The following is a 13,957-nucleotide window of genomic DNA, read 5'->3' on the forward strand; positions in this document are numbered from 1 at the left end:
GGAAGAACACTAATTTTATTAAAATGAGTAATTTAAAATGGTCTGTCAAATTCTTGGCACTTGTTCTTTTTTTGATGGCCTTTGGCTGTAAAGAAGAGAAGTCGAAAGAAGAGAGCAATTCTGAGAGTTATACGGCAGATGTTATTGTATACGGCGGTACTTCCGCGGCTGTAACTGCAGCTGTACAGGTCAAAAAAATGGGAAAATCGGTCATTATGGTATCTCCTGACAAACATTTAGGAGGGCTATCTTCCTCTGGGTTGGGGTATACCGATACCGGTAATAAAGAAGTAATAGGAGGACTTTCCAGAGAATTCTACCAAAGAATTTACCAAAAGTACCAACAAGACAAAACTTGGCGTTGGCAGAAAAAAGACGAGTATGGCAACGTTGGGCAGGGCACGCCGGCAATTGATGGTAACAATAGAACCATGTGGATATTCGAACCACATGTAGCCGAACAGGTTTTCGAAGATTTTGTTTCAGAAAATGAGATACAGGTGTTTCGAGAAGAATATCTTGATAGGTCTAACGGTGTCGAGGTAACAGATGGAAGCATTACTATGATAACTACTCTTTCGGGCAAAGAGTTCAGCGCTCCTGTTTTTATAGACGCCACATATGAGGGCGATTTGATGGCGGCTGCAGGTGTAACCTTTACCATCGGTAGAGAGGCTGGTTCTACTTACGATGAAGAGTGGAACGGTATTCAAGTCGGTACCCTTCACCATCAACACCATTTCGGAAAAATGAATATTAGCCCCTATAAAGTTCCTGGTGATAGCACCAGTGGTGTCGTTTATGGGGTGTCGACCGAGGATCCGGGAGAGCGGTTAGAGGCTGATAAAAGAGTGCAGGCTTACAACTTTAGAATGTGTCTTACCAAAGTGGATGAGAACCGAGTGCCCTTTGAAAAACCGGATGGTTATGATCCGGCACATTACGAGTTGTTGGCAAGGGTTTATGAAGCTGGCTGGGACCAGACGTTCAATAAGTTTGACCCAATTCCGAATTTAAAGACAGATACCAATAATCACGGGCCTTATAGTACTGATTTTATTGGCGAGAATTATGACTATCCAGAAGCGAGTTACGAACGCAGGCGTGAAATCATTAAAGAGCATGAAGACTACCAAAAGGGTCTTATGTATTTTGTGGCCAACGATTCGCGAATTCCTGAAGAGGTTCAAAATGAATTTAAGCAATGGGGCTTGGCCAAAGATGAGTTTACAGATAATGGCAATTGGCCACATCAAATTTATGTTCGTGAAGCACGTAGAATGATTGGTGAATATGTAATGACCGAGAATGATATTTTAGGTAATAGAGAAGTGCCCAACTCCATTGGAATGGGCTCTTACACGATGGATTCACATAACGTTCAGCGTTACATTACCCCTGAGGGTTATGTTCAAAATGAGGGTGATATAGGCGTTCATGCCAAAGAGCCTTATAAAATAGCGCTGGGCACCATTCTTCCTAAGAAAGAGGAAATTAAAAACCTAATTGTTCCGGTAGCCGTATCGAGCTCACATATTGCTTTTGGTTCCATACGTATGGAACCGGTGTTTATGATATTGGGTGAAAGTGCTGCTTCATTGGCTAGCTTGTCCATTGATCAGCAAAAACCTGTACAAGAAGTTACGTATACAGACTTGAGAGCAGTTTTGGAAAAAGATGGCCAAAGGTTGGAACTTCCTAAGGAATAAATATAATTAAGACGCCAATATGATATCTTTCTTGCTTTCGATAGTCGTTCTTGTTGTGGGATACTTCACTTATGGGGTTTTCTTAGAGAAGGTCTTGGGTATCGATAGGCAACGAAAGACTCCGGCTTACGAGCTTCGTGATGATATTGACTTTACGCCGTTACCTACTTGGAAGGTCTTTATGATCCAGTTTTTGAACATCGCCGGTCTTGGTCCGATTTTTGGCGCTATTGCTGGTGCTATGTTCGGCCCTTCTGCTTTTTTATGGATTGTCTTGGGGAGTATTTTTGCCGGGGCAACCCACGATTATTTTTCAGGGATGCTTTCCGTAAGGCATAATGGGTTGAGCATTAGCGAAGTGGTGGGTATTTATTTGGGCCCTGGAGTAAAACAGTTGATGCGTGCATTTACGATTGTTCTGCTCATCTTTGTCGGAACCGTTTTTTTGGTTGGTCCTGCAAAGATTATTGATGGGCTGACAAGTGAAAGTATGGGCGTTTCGTTTTGGGTAATGCTCATTCTGGTTTATTATTTCTTATCTACGTTGTTGCCTATCGACAAATTGATAGGTAAGCTCTATCCGATTTTTGGAGTGGCCATGCTTATCATGGCGGTAGGTTTATTGGTCGTTTTGATGGTGGGTGATTATCACATACCCGAGCTTACAGGGGCTAACCTTACCAACATGACCTTAAACCCAGAAGAAACACCCATTTTTCCTGTGCTATTTGTAACTATTGCTTGTGGTGCCATTTCTGGCTTTCATGCGACACAATCACCATTAATGGCTCGCTGTATGAGAAATGAGGCCAATGGAAGGTCTATTTTTTCCGGTACAATGATTACCGAGGGGGTAGTCGCCTTAATATGGGCAGCGGCTGCAATGGTTTGTTTTGGTAATGTTACTAATCTTAATGAAACTATGGCTGCCAATAATAACAATGCGGCGTGGGCAGCGAACGAGATTACCCTGAGTATGTTGGGTAGTGTGGGTGGCGTATTGGCGGTTTTGGGTATTATAGCTGCGCCGATAACTTCGGGAGACACTGCTTTTAGATCTTGCCGATTGATATTGGCCGATATTTTTAAAATGGACCAGAAAAAATACGTGAAAAGGTTTTATATCAGCTTGCCCTTGTTCGTTATTGCATATGCACTTACACAGGTTGATTTCGGTATAATTTGGAGGTATTTTGCATGGAGCAATCAAACATTGGCTTCCGTAGTTTTATGGACGATTACGGCCTTTCTCATTTCAAAGGGCAAGTTTTACATGGTTTCACTAGTGCCGGCCATTTTCATGACAATGGTCTGTAGTACCTATATTCTAATCGCCCCAGAAGGGTTTTCCCTGCCAAACATTTATGCCTATTGGGGTGGCGCCCTGATTACTTCATGTGTTACGGCTTTGTTTTCGTGGTATGCGTTTAAGGGCAAGCTGCAAGTGACATGATGGGCGGTTGCAGAACTTCATTTATTTTAATTTTTCTCATGTTTTCTAACAACCTCAGTTCACAAATTGTTGAGTTCATTAATGCCGGTGTTTCTGGTAACACTACCACCGATTTGATTAAGCGACAATCAAAGATTTTTGATTATGATCCAGATTGGGTGATCTTGATGGTAGGTACGAACGATATGTTGAATTCTCGTAAGTTAGAGAGTTATGCATCCTATGAAAGAAAATTAAAACATATCGTTTCTCGATTTAAAAAGCAGAAGGTGAAGGTCGTTTTAGTCAGTCCGCCAACAGTAGATAGCAAATATCTTTTTAAGAGGCACGATAAAGAAAAATTGCTTGATGAGCCGAACGATAAGCTGGTTTTTGTTAAAAGATTGATGGAGAAACTAGCCGATAAATCTTCGGTCTATTTTGTTGATGTTTTTGGAGCCTTTAAGTCTTTGGGTTTACCTGAGCATAACAAAGATGAATATATCATGAACGTGGTAAACAGCGGTTATGAAGATGGGGTGCATCCTACCCCAAAAGGTTATCAACTTATAGCTCAAACTATTGATAGTTCTTTAAAATACCAAGAAGTGGTTCTTAGTGGTACCGTAGTGTGTTTTGGTGACTCGATAACCTTTGGGCAAGGGGTTGTTGGTGAGGGAACTGTGGAAGGAAAGACTTATCCCGCCCTTTTAAGGGAAATTTTGAAAAATGAAAATATTTTAAATGAAAAGTAAGATTCAAAAAATAAGTTTTTTCGCCGTTGCCATTCTCATTTTCTCCGTTTTAGCTTGTAAGGATAGCAAGAACAGGGTAAAGGAAAATAAAAATGTAGAGGTAGAAGCGGAAAGCAACCAAGAACCCAAGTTGATTGTCTTGGCGGGGCAATCGAATATGGTCGGGGTAGGCAATCGAACAGAAGGAAAATTACCTAGTGAGCTGCCTAAAATTACATATGTCAATCACGGTAAGAGTTCAAGTTTAAAACCTGCAGGCACCAATTCTTTTGGCCCTGATTGGGGGGTGATGAAAGCATTGTCTTCCAGTTTTCCGAATGAAGAATTTATTGTCTACAAATATGCGGTGGGCGGATCATCACTATATGATTGGTGGCCCGAGCAAGACGCTGATAGGGTGTCGGAAATGGGTCATCCTAAATTCGGGAATCTTCATGATAGTTTGGTCAAGTACATTCCGAAGGGTAAAGATGGCAAAACAATGATTCCCGATGCTTTTTTATGGATACAAGGTGAAACCGATGCTAGGTTCTCTCAAGCTGGAGAGGAATATTTCTCAGGTTTTAGCGATTTGATATCCTCATTCAAAAAATCAAGTAAAAATGACCAACTACCGGTCATTATAGGCCAAATAAATCCTCCCACAGAGCGATATCCCGCTGCGGTGGCGGTCATGGAAGCACAACAAAGAGCGGCTACGGAGTTGCCTAACACCTATATGATTACTACGGAAGGCATCGCTAAGCGAGACGATAACCTACATTATAATACGGAGGGACAAATAGAATTGGGGCGAAGGTTTGGTGAAAAATTGGTCGAATTGCTTAAAAAATAATAGCACTAATGAATATCAACGGAGTTTATAAAGAGAAGAATACCTATGATGCGATTGTTATCGGGTCTGGTATTAGTGGTGGATGGGCGGCTAAAGAGCTCACAGAAAAAGGTTTGAAAACCTTAGTGCTCGAACGCGGTAGAATGGTAGAGCATATAAAGGATTATACCACGGCACATAAGGCTATTTGGGAGTTTCCGCATCGAAATAAAATCCCCAGAAACGTGCGGGAAGAAAACCCTATTGTTAGCAGATGTTATGCATTTAGGGAGGCAACGGAGAATTACTTTGTAAAGGATGATGAACACCCTTATGAACAAGAAAAGCCTTTTGATTGGATCAAAGGGTATCAGGTAGGTGGTAAATCGCTGATGTGGGCGAGACATACGCAAAGGTGGAGCGACCTTGATTTTGAAGCTAATGCTAAAGAAGGGGTAGCGGTCGATTGGCCGATTCGATACAAAGATTTGGCTCCGTGGTACAGCTACGTCGAAAAATTTGCGGGAATCAGTGGTAATAGAGATGGTCTCGACCAGATACCGGATGGTGAGTTTTTGCCGCCTATGGAAATGAATTGTTTAGAAAAGCACGTCAAGGGTGAGATGAAAAGTAAATTTCCGGAACGTGATTTGGTTATTTCGAGAACGGCCAATTTAACCGAAGGTAAAAAGGGTAGGGGCCCCTGCCAACATAGAGACCTCTGCAAACGTGGTTGTCCGTTTGGTGGATATTTTAGTAGCAATTCAGCGACCTTGCCGGCAGCAAAAGAAACGGGTAATCTTGAAATGAAGGTGAATTCGGTGGTACATTCCATTCTTATCGACCCTGTTTCGAGTAAGGCAACAGGGGTGCGGGTTATCGATACCCATACCAAAGAAGTAAGCGAATATTACGCAAAGATTATTTTCTTGAATGCGGCTACCCTAAACTCAACATTGGTGTTGTTGAATTCAACATCTGAAAGATACCCTAACGGACTTGGAAACGATAGCGGTGTTCTGGGAGAAAATCTAATGGACCATAACTATAACGCAAGGGTTCAAGGTGACTTTGACGGTTTTGAAGATCAATATTACGAAGGTAAAAGGCCTACAAGTACCTACTTACCACGGTTTAGGAATTTCAAAGGTGATAAGCAAACTGATTTTTTACGTGGTTATGCTTATTCATGTGGCGGATTTAGAACCAAGGGCACAGGTGAGCAACGTTTTCTGGTGGGCGATAGCCTAATGAACAATCTAATGCAAGTCGGCCCTTGGAAGTTTAATATGCTGGGTATGGGTGAATGTCTTCCGTACAAAGAGAACAAGGTGACTTTGAGCACTTCCAAAAAAGACCAGTGGGGCATTCCACTTTTGAATATTGATGCGGAGTACAAGGCCAACGAGCTGAATATGCAAAAAGATATGGTAAATGCTGGTATGGAGATGTTGAATGCGTTGGGTTTTAAAAATGTAAGAGACATGGGAGAAAGACGAAATTTCGGCTTGAATATTCATGAAATGGGCACAGCCAGAATGGGTCGAGATCCTAAAACATCGGTTTTAAACGGTTTCAATCAAGTTTGGGGTACTCCGAATGTATATGTAACCGATGGCGCCTGTATGACTTCTAGTGGATGTCAAAATCCTTCATTGACTTATATGGCCTTGACTGCCAGAGCTGTCGACCATGCCGTAAGTGAGCTTAACAAACAAAACCTTTAAAAAGTAATGAAAAGAAAAGACTTTCTAAGATTATCAGGTTCATTGGCCATTGGTTCGGTCACTACGGCTCCAGTATTGTTAAATAGTAGCTGTACACCACGTCCGCCTGAATTACGGACGGAAATGACCGAAAAAGACATAGCCCTTTTAAACGATATTGGGGAAACAATTTTGCCATCAACTGAGGATGTGCCCGGTGCCAAAGCGGCAAAAATAGGGGATTATATTTTTATGATGTATTCCGATATGATGAAGGAAGATGATAAGTTGCTTTTGGTGGATGGATTAAACCGCATCGATACCGATAGCTATGAGCTTTTTAAGAACGATTTTGTGAATTTGGAAAAAGATAAAAAAGAGTTTTTAGTTCAAGGCTATCAAAATGAGGCCTTGGTTACGGGTCAACAAAAATCGGCTGGGTTAAAAACGGAAGACCACTTTTTCAACTTGATCAAGGGGTTGACGCTTTCAGGTTATTTTAGTTCAGAAGTGGGTATGACGCAGGCTCGGGTTTATGTGCCCATACCAGGTAAATTTATAGGTTGTGTGCCTCTCAAGGATGGTCAAAAGCCATGGGCCTAAAAGTTTAATCCCTGTCGTTCAATTGTAGTTGAGTGATAATACCTAGGCCATCACCTTTTCCCTCACTGCTAATAAACAAGATACCTTCTTCATTAAAAGTGATACCTTCCGGTTGGGGAAACATGGCTTTTTCCAAAAAGTAGGCATTTTTTAAATGACCATCACGGTCAATGATGAGTAGTTTTGGGCGTACCCCTTCAAGTACGTAATATTCGCCTGTAATCGGGTGTATGGCCATATCAGATGGCCGAAAAGTTTTGTGCTTTTTATTATCTCGAAATCTTTTCAATACCGGGTCATTCATGGCTATGGTAAATACAGGCTGCCGGTTCAATTCATGAGTTTCAAGAGAGTATGAATAGATGCCTTTGCCTTCTTCAGAGCCCAGGTCATGGTCTTTCGGAGCAAGCAACAAGCGGTTGTTCGTAGGGTCAATTTCTAGACTCTCAATATTGTTCTTTTCGCTGAACGGGGTTTTATAGGTAGAAACCTGAAAGTTAGGCTTTTTAAAATTCTTGATTTCTGTAATAACCCCATCGCTTGTAACTACATAAGCATCGTCATTTTTGATGGTCAGGCCTTCATAATCGCCATTTTCTCCAAACTCTATTTGATTCTCAATTAATTTTGTCTCAAGGTTATAGATGAAAATGATACCATCTTCATCTTGTATGGCGGCCATAAGATGATTGTCTAGCCAAACTATGCCGGAAACCTCCCGTAGTTCTTCGGGCAAATTCCATCTTTTGGTGATTTTATACGACACATTATTTTCCCTTGGTGCTGGCAACCAATCTTTAAAAGCCCAAAAGCCTAGGGCGGTGCAGATTAGAATTGCCAGCACAGTATAAATTTTTACTTTACGCATATCAAGGGTGCCACATTCAGAAGTCATGGTTGCAATTAATTTTACTTTATGCAATTAAAGTAGGGGTCAAATCTGTAAGTAATTGGTAATTATACTTCTGAGGATTAAACAAGAAGCAACTTTTATTGAAAATAGGTCACCTCGGAATTGATTTCGCCATCTTCCTGAAAAACCAAATAAATGTCTTGTGGTTCATTTTCAAGTTCTACCTGATAGTAGGTCTGGGTGCCAATTTTGAGAACTTCGCTGTCATCTAGTCGATTGTTAGGGTAATCGGTAGATAGTTTTGATGTTACTTCAGCAGGAAGTTCAGTAGCGACAATATCGTATTTGTATTGTTCAATGGAGCCATCGGAAGCTATCAAAGCCTTATGGTCAATAGTTTCAATATCAAACTCGACTTCATACTTATTGTTTTTAGCTTCCCACTCAATATCGGTAGCATTCGGAAATGTTTGATTGAAAGTGGCATCTACGGCCTGAGGTACTTCATTGGCGTTGATGTCATCGTCATCACTACAGCTCACGATTGAAAGGGCCAAAAGGGAAAGGCCCCAAAAGAAATTCTTAATGTTCATAACCATTTTTTAAAATTATGGTGCAAACATCCAATAGAATCCTGAAAAGATTCTGGAACTTTTTCCATCTGAAAAAAAGAAGTTGGTTAGGGAAAAATAATGGCAAATTCATGTTGCCCTGAAAAATGATAGGTCAGGTTCAGCTGGTATCGGTCGGTAATGGCTTTTGAGATGGCCAGACCTAACCCTGTAGAGCTTTTGTTCGATGAATTTTTACTGAAACGTTTGAATATCATTTCAGGGTTTAAAGCCTTGTTCTCACCGATGTTCTTGATTGTTATGCTATTTCTGGCGACTTCTATCTTTACTTGACTTTTTTTGTCGGAATGAATGACCGCATTTTTGATGAGGTTAAGCATTAAAATTTCAGAAAGGTCTTTGTTGATTTTGAAATCGATTTGCTCTTTTTCATCCACATAAATAGCAACACCCCGATGCACTGCAAAATCCTCTAAATTTTCTACAGTTCTGTGGATGACTTCATTAAAAGAAACACGTTCTTCTTCGATGTATTGGTCATTGTCGATTTTAGAGAGCAACAAAAGTGATTTGTTCAAACGATTAAGCCGGCCCAAACTATCAAGTACTTGGCCTACCTCTTGTGATTGAAGGTCGGTAAGTTCGTTTTTCTCCACTAAAAGCTCCAATTTGTTAATGGATATCGCTAACGGAGTTTGTAGTTCGTGTGCAGCGTTTTCTATAAATTGTTTCTGAACCAGGTAACTTTTTCTAGATTTCTCGGTAAGTTTTTCAACACTTAAATTCAATAGCCTGAATTCATCGATGCTGGTCGGTTTAGTTTTTATAGGCTCATCTTTTTCAATTCTAAAGTTTTTAAGATGCCCGATCAGGTCGTAGAAAGGCTTCCAAATCTTTCTGAAAATTAAATTATTGAGCAGTAAGATGCTTGAAATCAACAATAGGTAGAGAACAATAAGGTATTTGACCAAATTCTCTATCTGATCATCTTCTTCGACCATTGAGGTGATAAGCTTTATTTTGTAGTAATCGCCTTTGTGCTCGAAAATACTTTCTAAAATACGTACTGGCTCATATTCATCTTCCACCTGCATGTACATCAGCGTGTCTCGATAACTATCGCTGTAAAAATGCTCAGATACAGGTTGGGAAGTCTTCTTTATAGTGTAATTGTTGACCCCGAATTCAGTGTCAAAAAGTAGACTAGGGTCTTCTCGAACAGCCTGTAGAATGAGTTCTTTTTGGTTTTCGAGTCCGTCATCAAGACTGTCATAAACCTCGTCTAACATGGCAAAATAAAAAACTACCGCCCATATCGAGATGAGAATGATCAAAAGAATAGAAAAGTATTTCGTGGTATGGTTAAGTAGTTTCATGAAATTGATCTGACTTTCGTTTCGGTTATCGGTAAGCTATTGAATATCTTTTAGTTTGTAACCAACACCATAGACAGCTTCAATCATTATGGTTGCCTTTTCGTCTGAAAGTTTTTTACGTAAATTTTTCATCTGGGAATATATAAAATCAAAACTATCCGATTGATCGATGTGATCTCCCCAAACATGTTCGGCCAAGGCAGATTTGGTGACCAAACGTTGACGGTTAGAGATAAGGTACATGAGAATGTCATATTCTTTTCGGTTTAGGTTGAGTACCTGTTCGTTGATGTATACCGTTCTATTTTCGGGTCTAACACTAACATTACCGAATTCGATAATATTCGATCCTTCAAAATTTCGCCGACGAATAATAGCTTTCACCCTCGCATTGAGTTCTGCCATATGAAAGGGTTTGGGCAAATAGTCATCGGCTCCTAAATCAAGGCCTTTCAATCGGTCTTCTAAAGAGTCTTTGGCAGAAACAACGATGACACCTTCTTCTTTGCCCATCTTTTTTAGTTCTTGAAGAAGTTCAAGACCGTTACCATCGGGCAACGTAATGTCTAATAAAATGCAATCATAATCGTAGCCCCCAATTTTGTCAATGGCCGAAAGGTAATTATCGGCAGTTTCAACACGGTAGTGCTCCCTCTCAAGACTACTCTTCATATTCTCCAACATTTGGGGCTCATCTTCTACAATCAATATTTTCATCGACTAAGTTTTCTACATAAATATAACGGAAATCTAAAATGAAATGGGAATCGCCCCAGATTCTGCGATTACTAATTCCTTACAGTTTTTGCTTTTAAACTTGCCATGAAATCAAAAATAGAAAGATCATGAAGCACACTGTAAAGTTAAGTCTAATGTCATTATGTCTATGCACAGCGTTGGTCAGTGCGCAAGAAATTGCCCATAACAGTAATATCGTCGATGTAAGGGCGCTATTCAATGCAAAGTACCCTAATGCACATGATGTAGAGTGGGAGCGAACTGCATTCGGTTACGAGGTAGAGTTCGAGATAGGTCGAAAAGACCATGAAATATGGTACAACGAAAATGGGGTTGAACTGAAAAGTAAAGAAGATATAGGCAAGAACGAGTTGCCTGCAGCCGTAATGGAGAATATTACTTCAAATTATAAGGATTTTAGAATAGAATCTGCCGAATTGCTCATCAATGACGGAACGAAGTCGTATAAAGTTGAGGTGGAAAAAGGCTGGGATTTTGAAAAGGATTTATTTTTTGACGAAAAAGGAACACTTTTAAAAGAGATTGATGATTAACCAGTAAGTTTAGCGTTAATTGGTTTGTGGAGAAGGGTCTTGACCAAGTCAAGACCTTTTGCATTTTATAAGTTTTGTATATCCAAAATTTGCGGGCTGTACCAAGAATGAGATTGATAGAATTAAAAAACCTTCAAAATCATATGATTAAGAGGGTTTTTGTACTCGAGGCGGGATTATTTATTTCAATTTTATTCAATAAATCAATTCTTCTTTCTACTGTTTGAGCTCTGGACAATTGTATCAAAGAAACCAATAATGGAAATAGAAAGATTACTCTGTTAATTTTGATTAAATTATATGAATAAATATTGAACTATAAAGGATAAGTGTTATTTCAATTTTCTTTTTTGATTCTTGGTATTTTTTTAAAAAGACCTTCTTCTATTTTTAGACGATTGGTTCCATGATGAATTTCTCTGTGACAATTAGGGCATAGTGCAATAGTATTCTCAATTGTATCTGAACCACCTTTTGAAAGTGCTTTAATATGATGAACTTCCAGAAAGAATTCTCCCTGATCAGTATTAAATGGAGCGTCTTTATTGCATACTTCACATATACCATTGGAATTTTGCAAAACCCACGCTTTTACGAAAGGATTTCGTTGAAAATAATTTAACGTAGTTAATGTTCTATCGGGATTCAGGTTACCAATGGGAGCATTAATTGGTCCACTCTTTAAAATTTCAACAACCTGATTTTCAAATTTCCTATGAACCTTTCCAAGGTCTTCAACATTATTGTTTTCTGGGTGACCATGCTCCATCCAACGTTTCCAGGATTCAGGGGCTTTGAGATTATTATTTTTGGTTGGATTCCAGGATTTTCTATCATAAATCCATGACCAGTCGAACTGGTTATTTTCTAAATCTATAAGTTTAATGTCATAGCAATAATTAGCAAAAAATTTTCCCTCCGTTGTTTTTTGTTGAATCAATTGGTAATTGTATAAATATCCCACTCCAATAAATTTTCTGTATCCCTTACTTTGCCTGCCCACTTTGCAATGCTGGAAAATAATTATGGGAGGGGCCTCGATTCTTTTGGCCCTATCATTTGATAAATAATTTTCGGCCATCGAAACCATCTTTTGATTTCCAGTTTGAGGTTCTTTTGGTAAACTTTCTAAAGGATGTTTTCCAGGTGTTTTATTATCGCCAAAATAATGAACTCTAGACTTTTCTATGTTGATTTCATCTTCCCATGGTTTTCTTTCCTTATTTTTTAATAAGGGATTAGATGACAAAATTATTGCTGGACAGATTTCGTTTTTATTTTTAAACCAAAACATTGGCCTGAAAAGATTGATTGCCTCTCCTTCGACCCCGTTCGATGTAATATGTCTAAGATTTAGGTGGCCCTCATCAGTATATTTAATATTTTCCTTAAATTTCGTAGTTGCTTTAGTAATTTGTCCAATACTTAATTTCATTTATTAGGTTATTGTTACATTGGTTATGAATTCCTCATTGTAATATTAATTATTAGGTTTGGTCATTCAATCTTTCTAATTAAACCATTGAATTGAGTAATGTTCGAATATAATTTTTTATTTACTAATATTAATTAAGTAGGACGTATGTACTTCAATCCTGTCATGCAATTTGAAATTAGGTTTACGCGAATCATAGATTTTCCCAAAAGCGTATATGATGAAATATCTCCATTTGCCGGTTTGTCCACCACAATAGAAATTGCAAACGAGTTATCTAGTAAGGATTGCATGATTTCCTTATTATTTGCTGACGATTTTACTGAAATACATATCAAGTGGGATAGGGTGTTTTTCAAATGCACAACTCATAAAGATGATTGGTTAAAGAACAATAACTTTGTAGAGGAACCTTTTTTAAATTTATTTAAACGTTTAAAAGCCTCCAAGAACTTTGGAAAGATTAGCAATATTTTATTTCTGGGAGTTTTTGTTGAGGACGCAAGTGGAAAGGATTTAAATATTGAAAGAATCAATAAGAATTTTGCTGAGAAATACTTAACTGAAACATGTGCCAATGGTGTTTTAAAAGGCTTCTCTGATGTTGGAATAGTATTTGACAAGAAAGAAAGTACATCTGAAGTAAATGTCCAATTCGGTCCATATAAAGGTTTGGAAGATTTAAAAAAACTTGGATTTGAAACTAAGGATATGGTATTAGCAGAGAAAATTTCAAAACCTTCTCAAATAATGAAATATAAATATTTGCAACTAACAGATAGTTTAAATTTTGCCAAGTTTAAATCAATCTATCAAGCTGCAGTAAAAATTGTTGATAGTCAATGGAAATAATTAGAGAAACTAAATCCGAAGAAAGTCTCGACATTAATCAATTTATTGATATGAGTGGTATCACCTTCGAGAATTTCAATTTTAAAGATGATTTCAAAAGTATTAAAAATGTATTCGATAATGCTCTTTCCAGTTTTAGTGAGCCTCTAACTATAGATTTTGATAAATTCAAGGAGGAATCCCAATTTAAGGATTTATATCTTACTGAGAGTAAATTAAAACTTAGGGGATTTGTTGAAAATGAAGAATGGACAACCAAAATCTCAATACAATCCAGGGTTGTTGAAATTGATAACTCCCAAATTAAATGTGATTGTCTCGTTGACCAAACTGAAAGGGTTTTTGAATTAAGAATATTTGATAAATCGTTGTTTGATCATATTGAAACATTGAGTGTTGGGTCTCCTATTCTACTTAAAATTTATTCGAAACCTGGTTCAAGTAGAATAGATGTTTTGGATGGAGAAAAAATTGTAGATGATAGTCTATTTGATCTAGGAGATGTTTATTCTAATATTGAAGGGAAGGGATTGGACAAACCCTTTTTTAAACCTTAAA

At 38.5% G+C, this 13,957-nt stretch carries 14 protein-coding genes; 9 read left to right on the top strand and 5 right to left on the bottom strand.

Features of this window, described 5'->3' with window-relative positions:
• Positions 1–23 precede the first annotated feature (23 nt).
• From IL356_RS07310 to IL356_RS07335, 6 genes are read left to right on the top strand one after another with little or no spacing between them, the layout of a single operon-like run.
• Positions 24–1,709: an FAD-dependent oxidoreductase gene (locus IL356_RS07310; RefSeq protein ID WP_205601257.1), complete on the top strand. Its 1,686-nt coding sequence runs from the start codon at positions 24–26 to the stop codon at positions 1,707–1,709.
• Positions 1,710–1,728: 19 nt separating this feature from the next.
• Positions 1,729–3,162 carry a carbon starvation CstA family protein gene (locus IL356_RS07315; protein ID WP_121850093.1) on the top strand — a complete coding sequence of 478 codons (1,434 nt, stop codon included), beginning with the start codon at positions 1,729–1,731 and terminating at the stop codon, positions 3,160–3,162.
• A 38-nt stretch (positions 3,163–3,200) separates the two neighbouring features.
• The gene (locus tag IL356_RS07320; RefSeq protein WP_162987943.1) at positions 3,201–3,896 is read left to right on the top strand and encodes an SGNH/GDSL hydrolase family protein; all 696 of its coding nucleotides are present in this window, start codon (positions 3,201–3,203) and stop codon (positions 3,894–3,896) included.
• Positions 3,886–4,731 carry a sialate O-acetylesterase gene (locus IL356_RS07325; RefSeq protein WP_121850091.1) on the top strand — a complete coding sequence of 282 codons (846 nt, stop codon included), beginning with the start codon at positions 3,886–3,888 and terminating at the stop codon, positions 4,729–4,731. Before IL356_RS07320 ends, IL356_RS07325 begins: the two co-directional genes overlap by 11 nt.
• Before the next feature lie 8 nt (positions 4,732–4,739).
• On the top strand, positions 4,740–6,437 hold the full coding sequence (locus tag IL356_RS07330) for a GMC oxidoreductase (RefSeq protein ID WP_121850090.1): 1,698 nt from the start codon (positions 4,740–4,742) through the stop codon (positions 6,435–6,437).
• Positions 6,438–6,443: 6 nt separating this feature from the next.
• Positions 6,444–7,019: a gluconate 2-dehydrogenase subunit 3 family protein gene (locus tag IL356_RS07335; protein WP_121850089.1), complete on the top strand. Its 576-nt coding sequence runs from the start codon at positions 6,444–6,446 to the stop codon at positions 7,017–7,019.
• A gap of 4 nt (positions 7,020–7,023) precedes the next feature.
• Here the strand turns inward: IL356_RS07335 and IL356_RS07340 are convergent, their stop codons facing one another.
• From IL356_RS07340 to IL356_RS07355, 4 genes are all read right to left on the bottom strand, one after another.
• Positions 7,024–7,914 (bottom strand): SdiA-regulated domain-containing protein, encoded by an 891-nt coding sequence (locus IL356_RS07340; RefSeq protein WP_121850088.1) that lies wholly within the window; start codon positions 7,912–7,914, stop codon positions 7,024–7,026.
• Between the two features lie 95 nt (positions 7,915–8,009).
• Positions 8,010–8,465: a PepSY-like domain-containing protein gene (locus tag IL356_RS07345; RefSeq protein ID WP_162987942.1), complete on the bottom strand. Its 456-nt coding sequence runs from the start codon at positions 8,463–8,465 to the stop codon at positions 8,010–8,012.
• An 86-nt stretch (positions 8,466–8,551) separates the two neighbouring features.
• Positions 8,552–9,820, bottom strand: a complete 1,269-nt coding sequence (locus IL356_RS07350; protein ID WP_121850086.1) for a sensor histidine kinase — start codon at positions 9,818–9,820, stop codon at positions 8,552–8,554.
• 36 nt (positions 9,821–9,856) lie between these two features.
• Positions 9,857–10,537 carry a response regulator transcription factor gene (locus IL356_RS07355; protein WP_121850085.1) on the bottom strand — a complete coding sequence of 227 codons (681 nt, stop codon included), beginning with the start codon at positions 10,535–10,537 and terminating at the stop codon, positions 9,857–9,859.
• Between the two features lie 128 nt (positions 10,538–10,665).
• On the opposite strand from IL356_RS07355, the gene IL356_RS07360 reads away from it, so the two are divergent.
• Positions 10,666–11,112: a PepSY-like domain-containing protein gene (locus IL356_RS07360; RefSeq protein ID WP_121850084.1), complete on the top strand. Its 447-nt coding sequence runs from the start codon at positions 10,666–10,668 to the stop codon at positions 11,110–11,112.
• Between the two features lie 337 nt (positions 11,113–11,449).
• Here the strand turns inward: IL356_RS07360 and IL356_RS07365 are convergent, their stop codons facing one another.
• Complete coding sequence (locus IL356_RS07365) at positions 11,450–12,547, bottom strand: HNH endonuclease (RefSeq protein ID WP_121850083.1); 1,098 nt, start codon at positions 12,545–12,547, stop codon at positions 11,450–11,452.
• Between the two features lie 165 nt (positions 12,548–12,712).
• Between IL356_RS07365 and IL356_RS07370 the strand changes: the two genes are divergently transcribed.
• Both IL356_RS07370 and IL356_RS07375 read left to right on the top strand, forming a co-directional pair.
• Positions 12,713–13,399, top strand: a complete 687-nt coding sequence (locus IL356_RS07370; RefSeq protein ID WP_192466535.1) for a hypothetical protein — start codon at positions 12,713–12,715, stop codon at positions 13,397–13,399.
• Complete coding sequence (locus tag IL356_RS07375) at positions 13,390–13,956, top strand: hypothetical protein (protein WP_121850081.1); 567 nt, start codon at positions 13,390–13,392, stop codon at positions 13,954–13,956. Before IL356_RS07370 ends, IL356_RS07375 begins: the two co-directional genes overlap by 10 nt.
• The last annotated feature ends 1 nt before the right edge of the window (position 13,957 follow it).

The sequence above is a fragment of the Euzebyella marina genome (assembly GCF_014855515.1).
Classification (GTDB): domain Bacteria; phylum Bacteroidota; class Bacteroidia; order Flavobacteriales; family Flavobacteriaceae; genus Euzebyella; species Euzebyella marina.

Bases quoted from the DNA above. Each gene is read 5' to 3' on its own strand.
- IL356_RS07365 (WP_121850083.1), bottom strand. From the start codon at position 12,547: ATGAAATTAAGTATTGGACAAATTACTAAAGCAACTACGAAATTTAAG.
- IL356_RS07325 (WP_121850091.1), top strand. From the start codon at position 3,886: ATGAAAAGTAAGATTCAAAAAATAAGTTTTTTCGCCGTTGCCATTCTC.
- IL356_RS07360 (WP_121850084.1), top strand. From the start codon at position 10,666: ATGAAGCACACTGTAAAGTTAAGTCTAATGTCATTATGTCTATGCACA.
- IL356_RS07345 (WP_162987942.1), bottom strand. From the start codon at position 8,465: ATGAACATTAAGAATTTCTTTTGGGGCCTTTCCCTTTTGGCCCTTTCA.
- IL356_RS07310 (WP_205601257.1), top strand. From the start codon at position 24: ATGAGTAATTTAAAATGGTCTGTCAAATTCTTGGCACTTGTTCTTTTT.
- IL356_RS07355 (WP_121850085.1), bottom strand. From the start codon at position 10,537: ATGAAAATATTGATTGTAGAAGATGAGCCCCAAATGTTGGAGAATATG.
- IL356_RS07315 (WP_121850093.1), top strand. From the start codon at position 1,729: ATGATATCTTTCTTGCTTTCGATAGTCGTTCTTGTTGTGGGATACTTC.
- IL356_RS07340 (WP_121850088.1), bottom strand. From the start codon at position 7,914: ATGACTTCTGAATGTGGCACCCTTGATATGCGTAAAGTAAAAATTTAT.
- IL356_RS07370 (WP_192466535.1), top strand. From the start codon at position 12,713: ATGCAATTTGAAATTAGGTTTACGCGAATCATAGATTTTCCCAAAAGC.
- IL356_RS07330 (WP_121850090.1), top strand. From the start codon at position 4,740: ATGAATATCAACGGAGTTTATAAAGAGAAGAATACCTATGATGCGATT.
- IL356_RS07350 (WP_121850086.1), bottom strand. From the start codon at position 9,820: ATGAAACTACTTAACCATACCACGAAATACTTTTCTATTCTTTTGATC.
- IL356_RS07320 (WP_162987943.1), top strand. From the start codon at position 3,201: ATGTTTTCTAACAACCTCAGTTCACAAATTGTTGAGTTCATTAATGCC.
- IL356_RS07335 (WP_121850089.1), top strand. From the start codon at position 6,444: ATGAAAAGAAAAGACTTTCTAAGATTATCAGGTTCATTGGCCATTGGT.
- IL356_RS07375 (WP_121850081.1), top strand. From the start codon at position 13,390: ATGGAAATAATTAGAGAAACTAAATCCGAAGAAAGTCTCGACATTAAT.